Below are 17,242 nucleotides of genomic sequence, written 5' to 3'. Positions count from 1 at the left end.
TCACAGCTTCTTGACGCCCTTGACGCTCTTCACGCCCTTGACCCCCTTGACGCCCTTTATGCGCACGGCCTTGTTCGCGCGGCTGCGCGCGGTCTTCATCCGCAGGCCGCCGCGCTGGCTGCCGATGCGCAGGCCCGTGCCGCCCGAGAGCCAGCCGGAGGCCACGTCGGCGCCCTGCGCCGGGCCGCCGTTGGCCTCGACGGCCATCGGGTCGTTCTCCGCGCGCCGGGCCAGCGCCATCAGGAACGGCACCGTGAAGGGTGCGAGCAACAGGTCGTAGAGGACCGCGGTGAACAGCAGTCCGGTCAGCCCGACGTGGCGGGCGGCGGTGTCGCCGACGAGGGCGCCCACGCCCGCGTAGAGCAGCGTGGAGCCGACGGCGGCGGCCACCACGGTGAGCATCGGCCCCCAGGCGGAGCGGAAGCGCCCGGTGTCGGGCCGCACCAGCCCGCAGACGTACCCGGTGAGGCAGAGCACCAGGGCGTAGCGGCCGGCGGCGTGGTCGGCCGGCGGGGCCAGGTCGGTCAGCAGTCCGGCGCTGAAGCCGATCAGGGCTCCGCTGACCGGTCCGTAGACCAGGGCGAGGGCGACGACGGTGAGCAGGACCAGGTCGGGGACGGCGCCGGGCAGCTGGAGCCGCCCCAGCACGCTGACCTGGACGACGAGGGCGACCACGACCAGGGTCGTGGAGAGCAGGATGCGGTTGAAGCGCATGGCGGTCGGCTCCTACTCGTCGGCCGGCTTGGCGGACCCGCTGGGGGACGGCGCGACGGTGACGGTGACGGTCGGCGTCGGCTTGGGTCCCTCGGGCTTGGGCGGCAGGACGGCGTCGCGCGGGTCCTGCCGGGGCGGCATGACCACGACGCCGACGATGTCGAGGCGGGAGAAGCCGACGTAGGGGCGGACCCAGATCGTGCGGGTGAGGTCGCCGCGGGAGGGGTCGACCTTGACCACCTCGCCGATCGGGACGCCGGGCACGAAGGGCTTGTTGCCCCGCGAGCCGAAGGTGACGAGGCGGTCGCCGGGGCTGACCTTGGCCTTGCCGTTGAGCATCTGGACGGACAGGGCGCGGTCGCCCTGGCCGGTGGCGAAGCCGAGCTCGCCGGTCTTCTCCAGGCGGGTGCCCACCGTGAAGTCCGGGTCGTTGGCCAGGACGACGGTGGCGGTGTCGGGGCCGACGGTGGTGACCCGGCCGACGAGTCCGTCGCCGTTGAGGACGGTCATGTCGCGTTCGATGCCGTCCTTGCTGCCGGCGTCGATGGTCACCGTCCAGGAGAAGCCCTGGGCCGCTCCTATGGCGATGACCTCGGCGCCCTTGATGCCGTACTGACCGGAACCGGCGCGCTTGAGCATCTCGTCCAGCTCGTGGATCCGGCTCTTGTTGCGGTCGTCGCTGCCCAGCTTGGCCTTGAGCGCGGCGTTCTCGCCTTCGAGCACGGTGATGCGGTTGTGGCGCTCACCGGAGTCGCGCACCGCCCCTATGGCGTTGGCGACCGGGTCCACCGCGGTCGCCACGCCCTTCTCGACCGGGCCGAAGACCGCTGCGGCGGCCTGCCGGGCACCGTCGACCGGTGACTCCTCGCCCGCTCTGATGTCCACCGTGATCAATGCGAACGCGATGGCGATCAGCAGTACCAGGAGCAGCCGGCTCTCTCGTGTGTCCCTCACGTGCGGCGGCCGTGCCTTCCTCGTCGGAATATTTCCCTGCCTGTATATCAACGATCCGCCGTACGGGAGCGACAGCACCCGTACGGCGGATCCTTGTGTTCCGCAAGGCCGTCCGCCCCGTGGGCCCCCTGGCAGGGGGGCGCGCGGCGGGGCGGGTCAGCGGCGGGGCTGCGCGTCCAGGACCTGCTGGAGCGCCTCGAACTCCTCCACGCACTTGCCGGAGCCGAGCGCGACCGAGTCGAGGGGGTCCTCGGCGATGTGGATCGGCATGCCGGTCTCGCGGCGCAGCCGCTCGTCGAGGCCGCGCAGCAGGGCGCCGCCGCCGGTGAGGACGATGCCGCGGTCCATGATGTCGCCGGACAGCTCCGGCGGGCACTTGTCCAGGGTCGTCTTGACCGCGTCGACGATGGCGTTGACGGGCTCCTCGATGGCCTTGCGCACCTCGGCCGCGGAGATGACCACGGTCTTGGGCAGGCCCGAGACGAGGTCGCGGCCGCGGATCTCGGTGTGCTCGTCCTTGTCGAGGTCGTAGGCCGACCCGATGGTGATCTTGATCTGCTCGGCGGTGCGCTCGCCGAGGAGGAGCGAGTACTCCTTCTTGATGTGCTGGATGATCGCGTTGTCCAGCTCGTCACCGGCCACCCGGATGGACTGCGCCGTGACGATTCCGCCGAGCGAGATGACGGCGACCTCGGTGGTGCCGCCGCCGATGTCCACGACCATGTTGCCGGTGGCCTCGTGGACGGGCAGGCCCGAGCCGATGGCGGCGGCCATGGGCTCTTCGATGATGTGCACCTGGCGGGCGCCGGCCTGCGTGGACGCCTCGATGACGGCGCGTCGCTCCACTCCCGTGATGCCGGAGGGTACGCAGACCACGACGCGCGGACGGGCCAGGTAGCGGCGCTTGTGGATCTTGAGGATGAAGTACCGGAGCATGCGCTCGGTGATCTCGAAGTCGGCGATGACGCCGTCCTTGAGCGGGCGTACGGCGACGATGTTGCCGGGCGTGCGCCCGATCATCTTCTTCGCTTCGGAACCGACCGCCAGAATGCCACCGGTGTTCGTGTTGATGGCGACCACGGACGGCTCGTTCAGGACGATACCCCGGCCCCTCACGTACACCAGCGTGTTGGCGGTCCCGAGGTCGATCGCCATGTCACGGCCGATGAACGACATAGTGTTCCCCTTGTTCCCCATGAGGAGCGTCTGGCCTTCCAGTTGATAGCGGCTGCTGTCAGGTCGGCGAGGTGGGTGTGTGGGTGGAGGCCCCATCGTAATGCCGCAAGTACGGGCACCGCGCGACGGGACTCCGGCAATCCCGCCGGAACGGAAACCCGCCCCCTAGTGGTGACGTCGCGTCCTGCGCATACGTTCCCGTGATCACCCGTTAATACCGAAGGGCGACCGAAATTAATTCGGTCGCCCCAGGTCATGAGCGCTATTCGGCTGATGTTCCGTCAGGAAAGAGTCATCAGAGAGCCGGGAAGAACAGCTTCAGCTCGCGCTCGGCGGACTCCTCGGAATCCGACGCGTGGATCAGGTTCTCCCGGGTGACGGTGCCGAAGTCACCCCGGATGGACCCCGGCGCCGCGGCGATCGGGTCAGTGGGTCCGGCCAGCTGGCGGACACCCTCGATCACGCGTTCCCCTTCGACCACCAGGGCGACGATCGGGCCGGAGGACATGAAGCCCATGAGGGGCTCGTAGAACGGCTTGCCCTTGTGCTCCCCGTAGTGCGCCTCCAGGGTCTCCTGGTCCAGCGTCCGCAGCTCCAGCGCGGGGATGGTCCAGCCGGCCTTGCGCTCGATCCGGCCGATGACCTCGCCGATCAGACCACGACGGACGGCGTCGGGCTTGAGCAGGACGAGAGTGCGCTGGGTCATGTTCTAACTCCTTGCGGCATACGGGTGCGGTGCGTCGAGGCTACAGGGGCCGTACGGGGCCCCGTCACGCAGCGTCAGGAGCGGCCGCCTCCGCCTGCGCGGCCCAGCGGGCCTTGATGACGTCGATCTTCCGCCCGTAGTGCACGGAACACCACCACAGGCCCGCGAACACCGCACCGAGGATGAACATCGTCGGAACGACGAACCCGCTCAGGACCAGCCCGATCTGCAGCGCCCACCCGATCTGGACGGCACCGGGGCGCGAGAGCATCCCGCACAGCAGCACCGACAGCAGCATGGTGACCCCGCAGACCGTCCAGACCGCGGCCTGCGTCAGGTCCGGGTTCTTCATCGCGACCAGACCGGCGAAGCCGATCACGAAGAACTCGCCGATCAGCGTGCTGGCACAGAGCGTGCGCATGTCCTCAGCCCCTCTTGAACAGCAGGCGTGCCTCGCCCACCGTGATGACGGAGCCGGTCACCAGGACCCCGGCCCCTCCGAATTCGGCCTCTTCCTCCGCCAGGGTGATGGCCGCCTCCAGCGCATCGTCCAAACGGGGCTCCACCTGCACCCGCTCGGCGCCGAAGACCTCCACGGCGACGGTGGCCAGCTCGTCCGCGCCCATCGCCCGGTGGCTGCTGTTCTCGGTGATCACGACCTCGGCGAAGATCGGCTCGAAGGCCTCCAGGACGCCCCTGACGTCCTTGCCCTCGCTCGCGGCGACCACGCCGATGAGCCGGCTGAAGCCGAAGGACTCGGTGACCGCCGCGGCCGTGGCCAGGGCGCCCGCCGGGTTGTGCGCGGCGTCCAGCACCACCGTGGGGCTGCGCCGGACGACCTCCATCCGGCCCGGGGAGGACACGGAGGCGAAGGCCTTGCGCACGGTGTCCACGTCCAGCGGACGCGCGTGCTCGGCGCCGATCCCGAAGAACGCCTCGACGGCCGCCAGGGCCACCGCCGCGTTGTGGGCCATGTGGGCGCCGTACAGCGGCAGGAAGATGCCCTCGTACTCGCCGCCCAGCCCGCGCAGGGTCAGGTGCTGGCCGCCGACCGCGACCTCGCGGGCGACCACGCCGAACTCCATGCCCTCGCGGGCCACGGTCGCGTCCACCTCCACGGCCTTCTTCAGCAGCACCTGCGCCGCGTCCACCGGCTGCTGCGCGAGGATCACGGCGGCGCCCTGCTTGATGATCCCGCCCTTCTCCTGCGCGATCTCGCCGGGAGTGGAGCCGAGCCGGTCCGTGTGGTCCAGGCTGATCGGGGTGATCACCGCGACCGAGCCGTCGATCACGTTGGTGGCGTCCCAGCTGCCGCCCATGCCGACCTCGATCACGGCCGCGTCGACGGGGGCGTCCGCGAAGGCCGCGTAGGCCATCCCGGTGAGCACCTCGAAGAAGGACAGCCGGTACTCCTCGGCCGCGTCGACCATCTCCACGTACGGCTTGACGTCGTGGTAGGTCTCCACGAACCGCTCGTGGCTGATCGGCAGCCCGTCGAGGCTGATCCGCTCGGTGATCGACTGCACGTGCGGGCTGGTGTAGCGCCCGGTGCGCAGCTCGAAGGCCACCAGCAGGGCCTCGACCATGCGGGCGGTGCTGGTCTTGCCGTTGGTGCCGGTGACATGGATGGAGGGGTACGCGCGCTGCGGCGACCCCAGGACGTCCATCAGCGCCTCGATGCGCGTGACGGACGGCTCCAGCTTGGTCTCCCCCCAGCGGCCGGCGAGCTCCTGCTCCACCTCGCGCAGGGCCCGCTCCACCTCCGGGTCCTCGGGGCGGGAGGGGGCCTGGTCGCCCTGCGGCGCCCCGCCATGGGCGCGCAGGGTGCGGCTGCCGGCCTCGATCACCGCCAGGTCGGGGTCGCGGTCGGTCTCTTCGGCCACGATCTGGTCGAACTCGTCGGGCCGGTCGTCGCTCTCAGGCTGCTGCTCACTCACGGGCCCCAGTCTACGGACGGGGAGCGGAAGGACTTTCGGCCCGGGCGTTTCGGGACCTTGGGCGCAAAGGGCGACCAGATCGTTATGCGAGTCTTGCGGCAGGAGATTGGGGAACAAATGCCGCAGGCCAGCAGCAATAAGACAGGATCCAGCCGCGACATAGGAATAGACCTGGGGACCGCGAACACCCTCGTCTACGCACGGGGGCACGGCATCGTGCTCAATGAGCCGTCCGTGGTGGCGGTCCGGGCGGGGACCACGGCGGCTGTGGCCGTGGGTACGGAAGCCAAGGAGACCATCGGCCGCACCCCCGGCTCCATCACCGCGATCCGCCCGCTCCAGGGGGGCGTGATCTGCGACTACGAGGCCGCGGAGGAGATGATCCGGCATTTCGTGCGCAAGGCCGTGCCGGGCCGCAGGCCGCGCACCCGCATGGTGGTCTGCGTGCCGTCCGGGGTCACCCCGGTCGAGCGGCGGGCCATCGTCCACGCCTCGACCCGGGCGGGGGCCAAGACCGTCCACCTGATCGAGGAACCGATGGCGGCGGCGATCGGCGCCGGGCTACCGGTCTCGGAGCCGCGCGGCTCGATGGTGGTGGACATCGGCGGGGGCACCACCGAGGTCGCCGTGATCTCGCTCGGCGGGATCGTCACCTCGCAGTCGCTGCGGGTCGGCGGGGACCGGCTCGACGCGGCGATCATCGACTACGTGCGCAAGGAGCACTCGCTGCTCATCGGCGAGCGGACCGCCGAGGACGTCAAGTGCGCCATCGGCTCGGCCTGGCCCGTCCCCGGCTGCCCGGAGCTGGAGGAGCGCACCTTCACCGTGCGCGGCCGCGAGAAGGTCGCGGGAATGCCCAAGACCCTGGAGCTGACGGCCTACGACGTCCGCTCGGCCCTCGACGAGCCGGTCGAGGCGATCATCGCGGCCGTGCGCACCACCCTGGAGGAGTGCCCGCCGGAGCTGTCCGGCGACGTGATGGAGTACGGGATCGTGCTCACCGGCGGCGGCGCCCTGCTGCCGGGACTGGAGCTGCGCCTCGCCGCGGCGACCGGCATCCCGGTCTTCGTCGCGGAGAACCCGCTGGACTGCGTGGCCCTGGGCTCCGGCAAGTGCGTGGAGGACATGGACACGCTCAACTCACTGCTGTCCCCGGCGAATTAGCGGCGCGGGCTCGACCGCACCCGCGCGGGTGCGGTCAGCCGCGCGGCAGGGTGGCCACGACGAGGTAGGTGTCGTCCGTGCGCGTCGTGGTCAGGGTGCCGCCCAGGCTGCGGACGCGCTCGGCCATGCTCGCCGTGCCCGAGCCGGCCGAGACGGGGGCGCGCACCGGGCCGCGCACCGGCAGGCCGTTGCCGACCGCGATCCGCAGCTGCGGGCCGTCGACCCCGATGGACACCTCGATCGTCTCGCCGCGCGCGTGCTTGGCGGCGTTCGTCAGGCACTCCTGGACCACCCGGTACACGGCGGCCTGGCGCAGCGGCGAGAGGGAGCGCGCCTGCGGGTCCATGACGAGCCGGACGGGCGATCCGGCCCGGCCGCTCTCGTCGGCGAGCTCGGGCAGCCCGTCCACGCCCGGGGTGGAGGCCCGCTCGCCGCGCTGCACGATGATCTCGTTGAGCACGAGGTGGGCCCGGCGCGCGGTGTCGGCCAGCTCCTCGAAGTCCTTGGCGTACGCCGACTCGCGCGTGCGCATCGAGAGCACCTCGGAGCGCACCGTCAGCAGGGTCAGCTCGCGCCCGACGAAGTCGTGCACGTCCCGCGCGACCGAGCGGCGCTCCTGCTCCACGGCCTGGTAGACGGCCGCCTCGCCGCGCCGGACGGCCAGCTCGCTGACCAGGTCGTGGCGGTAGGCGGCGATGCCGACGGCGGCGGCCAGCACGCCGATGGGGATGACCAGACTGAGGAAGCCGCTCAGGGTGTCCGCCCGCTCCTCGGGCCACCCGGGCAGGTTGAAGAGGGCGAAGGCGAAGAGGACGTACCCGGCGGTGGCGAGGATCCCGGACCGCCGCCCGCGGTAGCGACCGACCGAGTAGAGCGCGAACTGGATCAGGGTCAGTTCGTGCAGCCAGCCGATGAAGAGCAGCGCGGTGAGGTACGCGAGCCACGGCGCCCGGCGCCGCACCAGCAGGGTGGCGGCCCCCAGGGTGAGCACCACGGCGGCCTGCGGGGCGTTGAGCGAGTTGTCCTCGGAGGCCAGTCCCGGCAGGTCGAGCGCCATCAGGGCGAGGCAGCCGAGGGAGGTGAGGACGTCGAGCGCGCGGGGCGACCCGGCCCAGCTCTCGGGGAGTCGCCGGCCCGTGGCCAGGACCCACTGGAGCGCCGAGGCGACGGGCTTGACGTGCATGCCCTCCATCATCCGTGCTCGGCGAGGACGATCGAATCTTCCGGGCGTCCGGAAAAGGTGATATGCCACACTCCGTCTGGATGTGGATCAGGGCCGGACGGCCCTGCCCCCGCCCGGCCCGCCTTCGTAACCTCGAAAAGATGACCCCCGAGTACTCGGTCGGCGCCCGGCGGCGCGGCCTCCCCCTCCTGATGCTGCTCGGCGGCGTGATCGGCACGCTCTCCTCCTGCGTGCTGACCTACGACCGCATCCGCACCCTGGAAGACCCGCTCTTCAGCCCCGGCTGCAACATGAACGCCGTCCTGAGCTGCGGCGACGTGATGACCACCTGGCAGGGCAACCTGCTGGGCTTCCCCAACATGATCCTGGGCATCGCGGGCTTCGCGGCGCTGGCCGCGCTGGGCCTGGCGCTGGTCGCCGGGGCGGTCTTCCCGCGCTGGCTGTGGCGGGGGGTGTGGGCCGGGGTCGCGGCGGGCTTCGTCTTCACGGTGTGGCTGATCGGCCAGTGCCTGTTCGTGATCGGCGCGCTCTGCCCCTGGTGCATGGTCGTGTGGGCGGTCATGATCCCGCTCTTCTGGTACGTCACCCGACACCTGGCCCGGCCCGGGTCCCCGCTGCGGGCCCTGCCGCACTGGCTCGTCCCGACGTTCCTCTACGTCCTGGTGCTGGCGCTCATCCTGTCCGTATTCGGTGTTCGAATTTTCTGACTATTTACCTAGGATCGGTTCCCTGCGGCCCTCCGGCCCGGCAGCACGCCCGACCCGACCCGAGGCCCGCTTTCCGATGAGTCACGTCCCGACCAGCTCTGCCCCCGTCCTGCCCCGCACCACGGACGGCCGATACAGACCCGGCGCACCCGGTGCACCCGGCACGCCCGCGCGCCGGCGCCGCCCCGGCGCCCTCGCCGCCCTGGTCTCCGCGCTCATGTCCATGACGGCGTACTGCGCGGGCCTCGCCGCCCACGGCACCTACCCCTTCGGCCCGTCCCCGCGCGCCGACAACGACCTGCGCCACCAGTACGTGCCCTTCCACACCCAGCTGTGGGACCTCCAGCACGGCGCGGCGCACGGCGACCTCCTCTACAACTGGCAGAGCGGCTACGGCGTCGGCTTCCTCGGCGACTTCTTCACCTACCTGGCCAACCCCTTCTCCTGGCTCGTCGGGCTCTTCCCCCGCGACCAGAGCGAATTCCCCGTCTTCCTGGTCAGCCTGTTCAGCATGGGCCTGGCCGCCGCCGCCATGACCGTCTTCCTCGGCCGGCTGCGCCCCGGCTCGCCCTGGCTGCGCGCCCTGATATCCGTCGGCTACGCCCTGTGCGGCTGGAACCTGGCCGAGGGCGCCATCGTCCCCATGTGGATGTGGGGCCTGGTCGCGCTCCCGCTGCTCGCGATAGCCGCCGACTGGTGCCTGACCGGCCGCCGCCGGGTCCTCGGCAGCCTCCTCGTCGCCCTGTGCTGGTACGCGAACTTCTACACCGCCGCCATGGCCACCCTGGCCGCCGCGCTCGTCCTGCTGCTGCGGCTGGCGACCGCCGACACCGACCGGCCCACCCGGCTGCGGGTCCTGTGGCGGGCCGCCACCATGACCGCCACCGGCATGCTGCTCGCCGCCCCCGCCATCGTGGTGTGCGCCCTCGCCAACGCCCAGGCCCAGCCCACCGACAAGTACGTCGTCAGCGTGGCCACCCCCGCCCTCGGCTACCTGGCGATGTTCCTGCCCGGCAGCATCGCGAGCCCCTCGGCGCCCAACGTGTTCACCGGCTCCCTCGTCCTCCTGCTGGTCCTCGCACTGCCCTTCCAGTCCCGGGTCCCGGTCCGCGAGCGGATCGCCTGGGCGGCGCTGATCGTCCTCACCGCGCTCTCCTTCGTGTACACGCCCACCGCGAAGCTCTGGCAGGGCCTCGCCCTCCCGCACGGCGCCCCCTTCCGCGAGTCCTTCGTCCTCAGCGGCTTCCTGGCCATGGCCGCCTGGGTCTGCCTGGCCCGGATGCCCCGGCCGCGGGCCCTGCTCGGCGGGGCCGCGCTGCTCTCCCTCCTGCTCGCCCTGACCTACGACGCCCAGCCCGTCGGCGGCCACGCGCTGACCGGCAGCCTCGTGGGCGGCGCCGCCGTAACCGGCCTGCTGCTGCTCTACGCGCGCGGGCGCCGGCGCCGGGCCCGCGGCGCCGTCGTCGCCCTGCTCGCCGTCACCGTCCTCGCGGGGGCCACGTACTCCGTCTACGGGCTCACCGACCTCCTCGACCCCGCCAAGCGCGGCCCCGCCCGCGCCCAGACCATGACGGAGCTCGGGCTGAACGTCCGTCGGGTGCTCGCCCCGCACGAGGACTGGCCCGCCACGCGCACGGACCCCGGGCCCGGGGTCTTCGTCACCAACAACGACGCCATGCTGCTCGGCACCGGGGGCGGCTCGTACTACAGCAGTTACATCACCAAGGAGACCGCCGACGCGCTGGCCGGGCTCGGCCTCGGCGAGGCCATGGGCGGCCGCCACCTGTGGCCCGTCCGGGACCCCGTCCTCCAGGCCCTGCTCGGCATCGGCGCCACCGTCGACGTCATCGACACCGACGGGGCCCGGGCCCGCGACACGACCGCGCTGCCGCTGGTCGCCGTCCGGCCGCCGGGCAGCGACCGCGCGTACGGCGCCCCCGCGGACTCGGTGTGGGCCCGGCGCCAGGCCGCGCTGGGCGCGCGGGTGTACGAGGTGCCCGCGCTCACCGCCCAGGACCCGCGGCGCGGCCTGCGGCTGAGCCCCGACACGGCGGACCCGGCGGACGCCCGGGCCGTTCCCGCAGGGAACACCTTCACCGCCCAGTGCACGCCCGGGGCGCGCGCCTTCCTCCACGCGCCCGCGCTGCGCGCCGACGTCGCGGCGGCCGGCGGCGCCTCCGAGGGCTTCTACGGCGACCCGCCGCAGCGGCTGGCGCCGCTGAAGGAGCTGGGCACCGTCCCGGCCGACGGCCGCTTCGTCTTCACCGTCCGCACCGGCGAGGACGGCCAGTCGCTCCCGGCCGACGCGCTCGGCTGTCTGGACGTCCCGGCCTTCGAGCAGGCGGTGCGGACCCTGCGGGAGACCGGCGGCGCGGCCGTCGAGGCCGGCGGGCACTCCCTGACCGCCCGCCTCCCGAAGGGCTCCACCGGCACCGCCGTGGTCGCCACCACCGCTCCCCCGGGCTGGACCTGCTCGGTCGACGGGGGCCCGGCCCGGCCACCGGTGTCCTACCAGGGGCTGCTCGGCGTACCGCTCGGGAAGGGCGGCGCGGACCGGATCGAGTGCGCCTACACGCCACCGGGCCTGTCCGCCGGCCTCGCCGGGACCGGCGCCGGCGCGCTGGCGCTCCTCGGCATGGCCGTCGCGGCGCGGCTGCGCGGACGCCGGAGCAGCGGACGCCGGAGCGGGTGACCACCGCCATACGACGAAGGCCCCGCACCGTGAACGATCCACGGTGCGGGGCCTTCGTCGTATCGAGCTGCTGGCCGCTAGCCCTGCGGGAGCGAGTCCAGCTGCGCCTGGATCCGGGCGATGTCCGCCCCGGCCTTGGCGAGGCGGCCCTTGATCTTGTCCACGACGTTGTCGGGGGCCTTGGCGATGAACGCCTCGTTCCCGAGCTTCGCCTCCGCCTGCTGCTTCTCCTTCTCGGCGGCGCCGAGGTCCTTGGTCAGGCGCTTGCGCTCGGCGGCCACGTCGATGGTGCCCGACAGGTCGAGGGAGACGCTGGCGCCCGCGACCGGGAGGGTGGCGGTGGCGCTGAAGGCGTCGCCCTCCGGCTGGAGGCGCAGCAGCTGCCGGATGGCGGCCTCGTGCGCGGCCAGCGGCGTACCGGCCAGGTCCAGGCGGGCCGGGACCTTCTGGCCGTCCTGCAGACCCTGCTCCTTGCGGAAGCGGCGGACCTCGGTGACCACGGCCTGGACGCTGCCGATCTCGGCCTCGGCGGCCTCGTCGCGGAAGCCGCTGTCGTTCGGCCACTCCGCGATGACCAGGGACTCGCGCCCGGTCAGCGTGGTCCACAGCGTCTCGGTGACGAAGGGGACCACCGGGTGCAGCAGCCGCAGCATGACGTCGATGACCTCGCCCAGCACCCGGCTGGAGACCTTGGCCTGCTCGCCGCCCGCGAAGAACGTGGTCTTCGACAGCTCGACGTACCAGTCGAAGACCTCGTCCCACGCGAAGTGGTAGAGGGCCTCGCTGAGCTTCGCGAACTGGAAGTCGTCGTAGTACGCGTCGACCTGCGCGACCGTCTTGTTGAGGCGGGACAGGATCCAGCGGTCGGTCGCCGACATCTGCTCGACCGGCGGCAGCTCGCCCTCGATCGTCGCGCCGTTCATCAGCGCGAAGCGCGTGGCGTTCCAGATCTTGTTGGCGAACTTGCTGGACGCCTGGACCCAGTCCTCGCCGATCGGGACGTCCGTGCCGGGGTTGGCCCCCTTGGCCAGGGTGAAGCGGACGGCGTCGGAGCCGTACTTGTCCATCCAGTCCAGCGGGTCGACGACGTTGCCGAAGGACTTCGACATCTTCTTGCCGCGCTCGTCGCGGACCAGGCCGGTCAGCGCGATCGTCTTGAAGGGGGCCACGCCGTCCATGGCGTACAGGCCGAACATCATCATCCGGGCGACCCAGAAGAAGATGATGTCGTGGCCCGTGAGCAGCACGTCGGTCGAGTAGAACTTCTTCAGGTCCGGGGTCTGCTCCGGCCAGCCGAGCGTGGAGAACGGCCACAGGCCGGACGAGAACCAGGTGTCGAGGACGTCGGTGTCCTGCGTCCACCCCTCGCCGGTGGGCGCCTCGTCGTCCGGTCCGACGCAGACGACCTCGCCCTCGGGGCCGTACCAGACCGGGATGCGGTGGCCCCACCACAGCTGGCGCGAGATGCACCAGTCGTTGAGGTTGTCGACCCAGTCGAAGTAGCGCTTCGACATCTCCTCGGGGTGGATCGCGACCCGGCCGTCGCGGACCGCGTCACCGGCGGCCTTGGCCAGCGTCTCGACCTTGACCCACCACTGGAGCGACAGGCGCGGCTCGATCGTGGTGCGGCAGCGCGAGCAGTGGCCCACGGAGTGCTGGTACGGACGCTTCTCGGCGACGATCCGACCCTGCTCGCGCAGGGCGCCGACGACCGCGGAGCGGGCCTCGAAGCGGTCCAGGCCCAGGAAGGGGCCGTGGACCGTGATGATGCCGCGCTCGTCCATGATCGTCATGGACTCCAGGCCGTGCCGCTGGCCGATGGCGAAGTCGTTCGGGTCGTGCGCGGGGGTCACCTTGACGCAGCCGGTGCCGAACTCGGGGTCGACGTGGGTGTCGGCGACGATCGGGATGGTCCGGTCCGTCAGCGGCAGCTTGATCCGGGTGCCGATCAGGTGCTGGTAGCGCTCGTCGTCGGGGTGGACGGCGACGGCGGTGTCACCGAGCATCGTCTCGGCGCGCGTGGTCGCGACGACGAGGGTGTTCTCGCCCTCGCCGTACATGATCGAGACGAGCTCGCCCGCGTCGTCCTGGTACTCCACCTCGATGTCGGAGATCGCGGTGAGGCAGCGGGGGCACCAGTTGATGATGCGCTCGGCGCGGTAGATCAGCTCGTCGTCGTAGAGCTTCTTGAAGATCGTCTGGACGGCCTTGGAGAGGCCCTCGTCCATGGTGAAGCGCTCACGGCTCCAGTCGACGCCGTCGCCGAGCCGGCGCATCTGGCCGAGGATCTTGCCGCCGTACTCTTCCTTCCACTGCCAGACGCGCTCGACGAAGTCCTCGCGGCCCAGGTCGTGGCGGGACTTGCCCTCCTCGGCGAGCTGCTGCTCGACCTTGTTCTGGGTCGCGATGCCGGCGTGGTCCATGCCGGGCAGCCACAGCGACTCGTAGCCCTGCATCCGCTTGCGGCGGGTGAGGGCGTCCATCAGCGTGTGCTGGAAGGCGTGGCCCAGGTGCAGGGAGCCGGTGACGTTGGGCGGCGGGATGACGATGGTGTAGCCGGGCTTGTCGCTCGCGGCGTCGGCCGTGAAGTACCCACGCTCCACCCAGCGCTCATAGAGCTTCCCCTCTACCTCGGCCGGTGCGTACGCGGTCGGCAGTTCGGAGTTGGGGCTGCTGGGTGTCTGCGCGTTCTCGGTCACGGGCACAGGATACGGGCGGTCCCCACCCCGTTACGAATCGATACCGCATCCCGGCATCCGTTGACCTGCGCATGACGGGTCGGCGTCACTGGGCCCATGAACGAGAACGATCAGCAGCCGACGCGGCCCCCCGTACCGGCCCCTCCCGCCCCGTACGCGCCGCCCACCTCGCCCACCCCGTACGCGACGACACCGCCGGTGCCGCCGTCGAAGGCGAAGCGTGCCGTGTGGATCGTCGCGGCCGTACTCGTGACGGCCGCGAGCGTGCTGGGCGGGCGAGCGGCCATGAACGCGTTGCTGGACCCCGACGAGCCGAAGGCGGCGAGCACACCCGGAGCGCGGCCGTCCCGGTCCGCCCCGGCCCCCGAGGCCGCCGAACCGGCCGCCGACGCGGGCCGCTACCGCCTGGCACCGCCCGCCTCCTTCCAGGGCCTGACGCTCCAGGACTCCGGCCCACGGGTCGACGCCATCAAGCAGGGGCAGGGCCCGGCGAAGCCCGGCACGAAGCCCGTGGCCGTCGTGTACGCGGACGGCGAGGGCACCGCTCAGCTCGTCGTCAGCGGGACCGAGGGCCGGTTCGCCGACGAGGACCCGGGCGCGGCGGTGGACACGGGCCTGCGGGCCATGGGCATCCAGGACGGGCAGGTCACGACGCACGAGGCCGGCGCGCCGGCGGGCGGCGCCATGCGCTGCGGCATCCTCGCGATCCAGGGCGGCTCGCTCCCGCTGTGCATGTGGGCCGACCACAGCACGCTCGTGACGGTCACCGTCCCCATCGAGAACAAGCCGGTGACACTCGACGCACTCGCGGCGCGGGCGAAGGCGCTGCGGGAGGTCATGGAGGTCCCCGCGTCGTAGTTCGGTAACTGCCGGGCCCCCGGGGCACGGATACTCACGCCCTTCCGACAGGATGTGAGCAACATAAGCAGTTCCTAAGGGGGACGCGGGTATGAGTTACAACCAGCCAGGTCCGTACGGCGGCCAGCAGCCGCAGCAGCCGGGACCGTACGGGGGCCAGCCGGGCCCGTACGGCCAGCAGCCGCCGCAGCAGCCGCAGCCCGGGTACGGCTACCCGCAGCAGCAGCCCGGTTACCAGCAGCCGGGCTACCCCCAGCAGCCCCCGCCCCCGCCGGCGCCCGCCCCCGGCTACGGCTACCCCCAGCAGCCGGGCGTCCCCCCGCAGGGCTACCAGCAGCCGCAGCAGCCCGGTGGCTACCAGCAGCAGCCCCCGAAGAAGTCCAAGACGGGCGTGATCGTCCTCTCGGTGGTCCTCGCGATCGCGGTCATCGGCGGCGCGGGCTGGTACTTCACGAAGGGCGGCGGCGGTTCGAGCAGCACCGTGGCGGCGGACACCAAGGGCTACAAGCTGGTGGCACCGGACACGGTCGGCGAGTTCAAGAAGGACCCGAACTACGCGCAGAAGGAGTTCACCGCCCAGGACAAGCAGCAGGCGGAGGCCGCCGGCGTCAAGAACCCCACTCAGGTGGGCATGACGTACCAGTCGGGCGACCCGAAGAACCCCCTGCTGGCCAAGGGCCTCAACTTCCAGGGTTTCTACGGGGAGGTCGCCGACCCCGAGAAGGCGGTGGACGGCTACTTCGCCATGGCCAAGCTGAACTCCACCAAGGACGCGAAGACCACCGAGGTCGAACTCGTGGGCAGCCCCAAGACGATGACCCCGGCGGGCTTCAAGGGCGCCGTGATGAAGTGCCAGGAAGCCAAACTCACTTCGAAGAGCGCGGTCTCCAAGGGGCCCCAGGCGGCCACGATCCCGATCTGCATCTGGGGTGACTACAGCACCCTGAGCATGGTCAGCGCGACGGACCTGGCCTCCCTGCTCGCCGGCAAGCCGGGCTACACGCTGGAGCAGACCGCCGAGCTCACGGCGAAGCTGTACAACACGGCCCGCGTCAAGGCCTGAACACGCGAAGGGGCGCCCCGGATGATCCGGGGCGCCCCTTCGCGTACGTCGTGCGGCGGCCGTGTCAGGCCGACTTCTCCTGCGGGCCCTGGTCCTTCGGGATGATCCGCGGGACCAGCGTGGGGTTCACGTTGGAGCGGACGACCTCGGAGGTGACGACGACGCGGGCCACGTCCTTGCGGGACGGGACCTCGTACATCACCGACATCAGGACCTCTTCCATGATGGCGCGCAGGCCGCGCGCGCCCGTCTGGCGAAGGATCGCCTGGTCCGCGATGGCTTCGAGCGCCTCGCGCTCGAAGTCCAGCTCGACACCGTCGAGTTCGAACAGCCGTTGGTACTGCTTCACCAGGGCGTTACGCGGCTCGATCAGGATCTGCAGCAGGGCCTCGCGGTCCAGGTTGTGCACCGAGGTGATGACGGGGAGCCGGCCGATGAACTCGGGGATCATCCCGAACTTCACCAGGTCCTCCGGCATGACCTCGTGGAACTGGTCGCTGGCCTCGATCTCGCGCTTCGAGCGGATCGTCGCCCCGAAGCCGATGCCCTTGGCGCCGGCGCGCGACTCGATGATCTTCTCCAGGCCGGAGAAGGCTCCGCCCACGATGAAGAGCACGTTCGTCGTGTCGATCTGGATGAACTCCTGGTGCGGGTGCTTCCGGCCGCCCTGCGGCGGTACGGAGGCGGTCGTGCCTTCCAGGATCTTCAGCAGGGCCTGCTGGACGCCCTCGCCCGACACGTCTCGCGTGATCGACGGGTTCTCGCTCTTGCGAGCCACCTTGTCGATCTCGTCGATGTAGATGATCCCGGTCTCGGCCTTCTTGACGTCGTAGTCAGCCGCCTGGATCAGCTTGAGCAGGATGTTCTCGACGTCCTCGCCGACGTACCCGGCCTCCGTCAGCGCCGTCGCGTCGGCGATGGCGAACGGAACGTTGAGCATGCGCGCGAGCGTCTGGGCCAGCAGCGTCTTGCCGGAACCCGTGGGTCCCAGCAGGAGGATGTTGGACTTCGCGAGTTCGATCGCGTCGTCCCGGCCCTGCGCGCCGCCGTTCTCGCCGGCCTGGACGCGCTTGTAGTGGTTGTACACCGCGACGGAGAGCGCCTTCTTCGCCGGCTCCTGGCCGACGACGTAGCCCTCCAGGAACTCGTAGATCTCGCGAGGCTTGGGGAGTTCCTCCCACCTGACCTCGGAGGTCTCCGCCAGTTCCTCTTCGATGATCTCGTTGCAGAGGTCGATGCACTCGTCGCAGATGTACACACCGGGACCTGCGATGAGCTTCTTCACCTGCTTCTGGCTCTTTCCGCAGAACGAGCACTTGAGCAGGTCGCCACCATCACCGATGCGTGCCACGAGGTGCTTCCCCTTCGCCTGGGAGACGCTTGGTTCAG

General features: G+C 71.1%; 14 protein-coding genes. 5 read left to right on the top strand and 9 right to left on the bottom strand.

All coding sequences use genetic code 11. The features are described 5' to 3' along the window. The 6 genes from mreD to ACIQWR_RS06020 form a co-directional block, all read right to left on the bottom strand. Positions 1 to 714: a rod shape-determining protein MreD gene (mreD, locus tag ACIQWR_RS06045; RefSeq protein ID WP_404005418.1), complete on the bottom strand. Its 714-nt coding sequence runs from the start codon at positions 712 to 714 to the stop codon at positions 1 to 3. 12 nt (positions 715 to 726) lie between these two features. After that, positions 727 to 1,668: a rod shape-determining protein MreC gene (gene mreC, locus ACIQWR_RS06040; RefSeq protein WP_399267102.1), complete on the bottom strand. Its 942-nt coding sequence runs from the start codon at positions 1,666 to 1,668 to the stop codon at positions 727 to 729. Between the two features lie 156 nt (positions 1,669 to 1,824). Next, complete coding sequence (locus ACIQWR_RS06035; protein ID WP_008738981.1) at positions 1,825 to 2,844, bottom strand: rod shape-determining protein; 1,020 nt, start codon at positions 2,842 to 2,844, stop codon at positions 1,825 to 1,827. A gap of 295 nt (positions 2,845 to 3,139) precedes the next feature. Beyond that, complete coding sequence (gene ndk, locus ACIQWR_RS06030) at positions 3,140 to 3,550, bottom strand: nucleoside-diphosphate kinase (RefSeq protein ID WP_404005417.1); 411 nt, start codon at positions 3,548 to 3,550, stop codon at positions 3,140 to 3,142. A 64-nt stretch (positions 3,551 to 3,614) separates the two neighbouring features. Further along, a complete protein-coding gene (locus ACIQWR_RS06025) occupies positions 3,615 to 3,971 on the bottom strand; it encodes a DUF4233 domain-containing protein (RefSeq protein ID WP_399267101.1) in 357 nt (118 codons plus the stop codon). A 4-nt stretch (positions 3,972 to 3,975) separates the two neighbouring features. After that, entirely contained in the window at positions 3,976 to 5,487 is a 1,512-nt protein-coding gene (locus tag ACIQWR_RS06020) for a bifunctional folylpolyglutamate synthase/dihydrofolate synthase (protein WP_404005415.1), read from the bottom strand. Between the two features lie 117 nt (positions 5,488 to 5,604). Between ACIQWR_RS06020 and ACIQWR_RS06015 the strand changes: the two genes are divergently transcribed. After that, positions 5,605 to 6,651 carry a rod shape-determining protein gene (locus ACIQWR_RS06015; RefSeq protein ID WP_404005414.1) on the top strand — a complete coding sequence of 349 codons (1,047 nt, stop codon included), beginning with the start codon at positions 5,605 to 5,607 and terminating at the stop codon, positions 6,649 to 6,651. A gap of 34 nt (positions 6,652 to 6,685) precedes the next feature. On the opposite strand, the gene ACIQWR_RS06010 is transcribed toward ACIQWR_RS06015, so the two are convergent. Further along, a complete protein-coding gene (locus ACIQWR_RS06010; protein WP_404005413.1) occupies positions 6,686 to 7,834 on the bottom strand; it encodes a sensor histidine kinase in 1,149 nt (382 codons plus the stop codon). A 140-nt stretch (positions 7,835 to 7,974) separates the two neighbouring features. Here ACIQWR_RS06010 and ACIQWR_RS06005 point away from each other — a divergent pair, with 140 nt between their 5' ends. Together ACIQWR_RS06005 and ACIQWR_RS06000 are read left to right on the top strand one after the other, a co-directional pair. Next, positions 7,975 to 8,541: a vitamin K epoxide reductase family protein gene (locus ACIQWR_RS06005; RefSeq protein WP_404005412.1), complete on the top strand. Its 567-nt coding sequence runs from the start codon at positions 7,975 to 7,977 to the stop codon at positions 8,539 to 8,541. Positions 8,542 to 8,617: 76 nt separating this feature from the next. Continuing rightward, positions 8,618 to 11,233, top strand: a complete 2,616-nt coding sequence (locus ACIQWR_RS06000) for a YfhO family protein (RefSeq protein ID WP_404005411.1) — start codon at positions 8,618 to 8,620, stop codon at positions 11,231 to 11,233. Between the two features lie 77 nt (positions 11,234 to 11,310). On the opposite strand, the gene ACIQWR_RS05995 is transcribed toward ACIQWR_RS06000, so the two are convergent. Further along, complete coding sequence (locus ACIQWR_RS05995; RefSeq protein WP_404005410.1) at positions 11,311 to 13,932, bottom strand: valine--tRNA ligase; 2,622 nt, start codon at positions 13,930 to 13,932, stop codon at positions 11,311 to 11,313. 96 nt (positions 13,933 to 14,028) lie between these two features. Here ACIQWR_RS05995 and ACIQWR_RS05990 point away from each other — a divergent pair, with 96 nt between their 5' ends. Together ACIQWR_RS05990 and ACIQWR_RS05985 are read left to right on the top strand one after the other, a co-directional pair. Further along, on the top strand, positions 14,029 to 14,790 hold the full coding sequence (locus ACIQWR_RS05990; protein ID WP_404005409.1) for a hypothetical protein: 762 nt from the start codon (positions 14,029 to 14,031) through the stop codon (positions 14,788 to 14,790). Positions 14,791 to 14,881: 91 nt separating this feature from the next. Beyond that, positions 14,882 to 15,853: a hypothetical protein gene (locus tag ACIQWR_RS05985; protein ID WP_404005407.1), complete on the top strand. Its 972-nt coding sequence runs from the start codon at positions 14,882 to 14,884 to the stop codon at positions 15,851 to 15,853. A gap of 64 nt (positions 15,854 to 15,917) precedes the next feature. Here ACIQWR_RS05985 and clpX read toward each other — a convergent pair whose 3' ends face one another. Further along, a complete protein-coding gene (gene clpX, locus ACIQWR_RS05980) occupies positions 15,918 to 17,204 on the bottom strand; it encodes an ATP-dependent Clp protease ATP-binding subunit ClpX (RefSeq protein ID WP_399267092.1) in 1,287 nt (428 codons plus the stop codon). Between the last annotated feature and the right edge of the window lie 38 nt (positions 17,205 to 17,242).

It is taken from the genome of Streptomyces sp. NPDC098789, from assembly GCF_044759975.1.
Lineage (GTDB): Bacteria > Actinomycetota > Actinomycetes > Streptomycetales > Streptomycetaceae > Streptomyces.
The sequence above is the reverse complement of the archived record's forward strand: the minus strand, read 5'-3'. Positions and strand labels throughout refer to the sequence as shown.

Bases quoted from the DNA above. Each gene is read 5' to 3' on its own strand.
- ACIQWR_RS06035 (WP_008738981.1), bottom strand. From the start codon at position 2,844: ATGTCGTTCATCGGCCGTGACATGGCGATCGACCTCGGGACCGCCAAC.
- ndk (WP_404005417.1), bottom strand. From the start codon at position 3,550: ATGACCCAGCGCACTCTCGTCCTGCTCAAGCCCGACGCCGTCCGTCGT.
- ACIQWR_RS06010 (WP_404005413.1), bottom strand. From the start codon at position 7,834: ATGCACGTCAAGCCCGTCGCCTCGGCGCTCCAGTGGGTCCTGGCCACG.
- ACIQWR_RS05985 (WP_404005407.1), top strand. From the start codon at position 14,882: ATGAGTTACAACCAGCCAGGTCCGTACGGCGGCCAGCAGCCGCAGCAG.
- ACIQWR_RS05990 (WP_404005409.1), top strand. From the start codon at position 14,029: ATGAACGAGAACGATCAGCAGCCGACGCGGCCCCCCGTACCGGCCCCT.
- ACIQWR_RS06005 (WP_404005412.1), top strand. From the start codon at position 7,975: ATGACCCCCGAGTACTCGGTCGGCGCCCGGCGGCGCGGCCTCCCCCTC.
- mreD (WP_404005418.1), bottom strand. From the start codon at position 714: ATGCGCTTCAACCGCATCCTGCTCTCCACGACCCTGGTCGTGGTCGCC.
- ACIQWR_RS06000 (WP_404005411.1), top strand. From the start codon at position 8,618: ATGAGTCACGTCCCGACCAGCTCTGCCCCCGTCCTGCCCCGCACCACG.
- ACIQWR_RS06015 (WP_404005414.1), top strand. From the start codon at position 5,605: ATGCCGCAGGCCAGCAGCAATAAGACAGGATCCAGCCGCGACATAGGA.
- ACIQWR_RS06025 (WP_399267101.1), bottom strand. From the start codon at position 3,971: ATGCGCACGCTCTGTGCCAGCACGCTGATCGGCGAGTTCTTCGTGATC.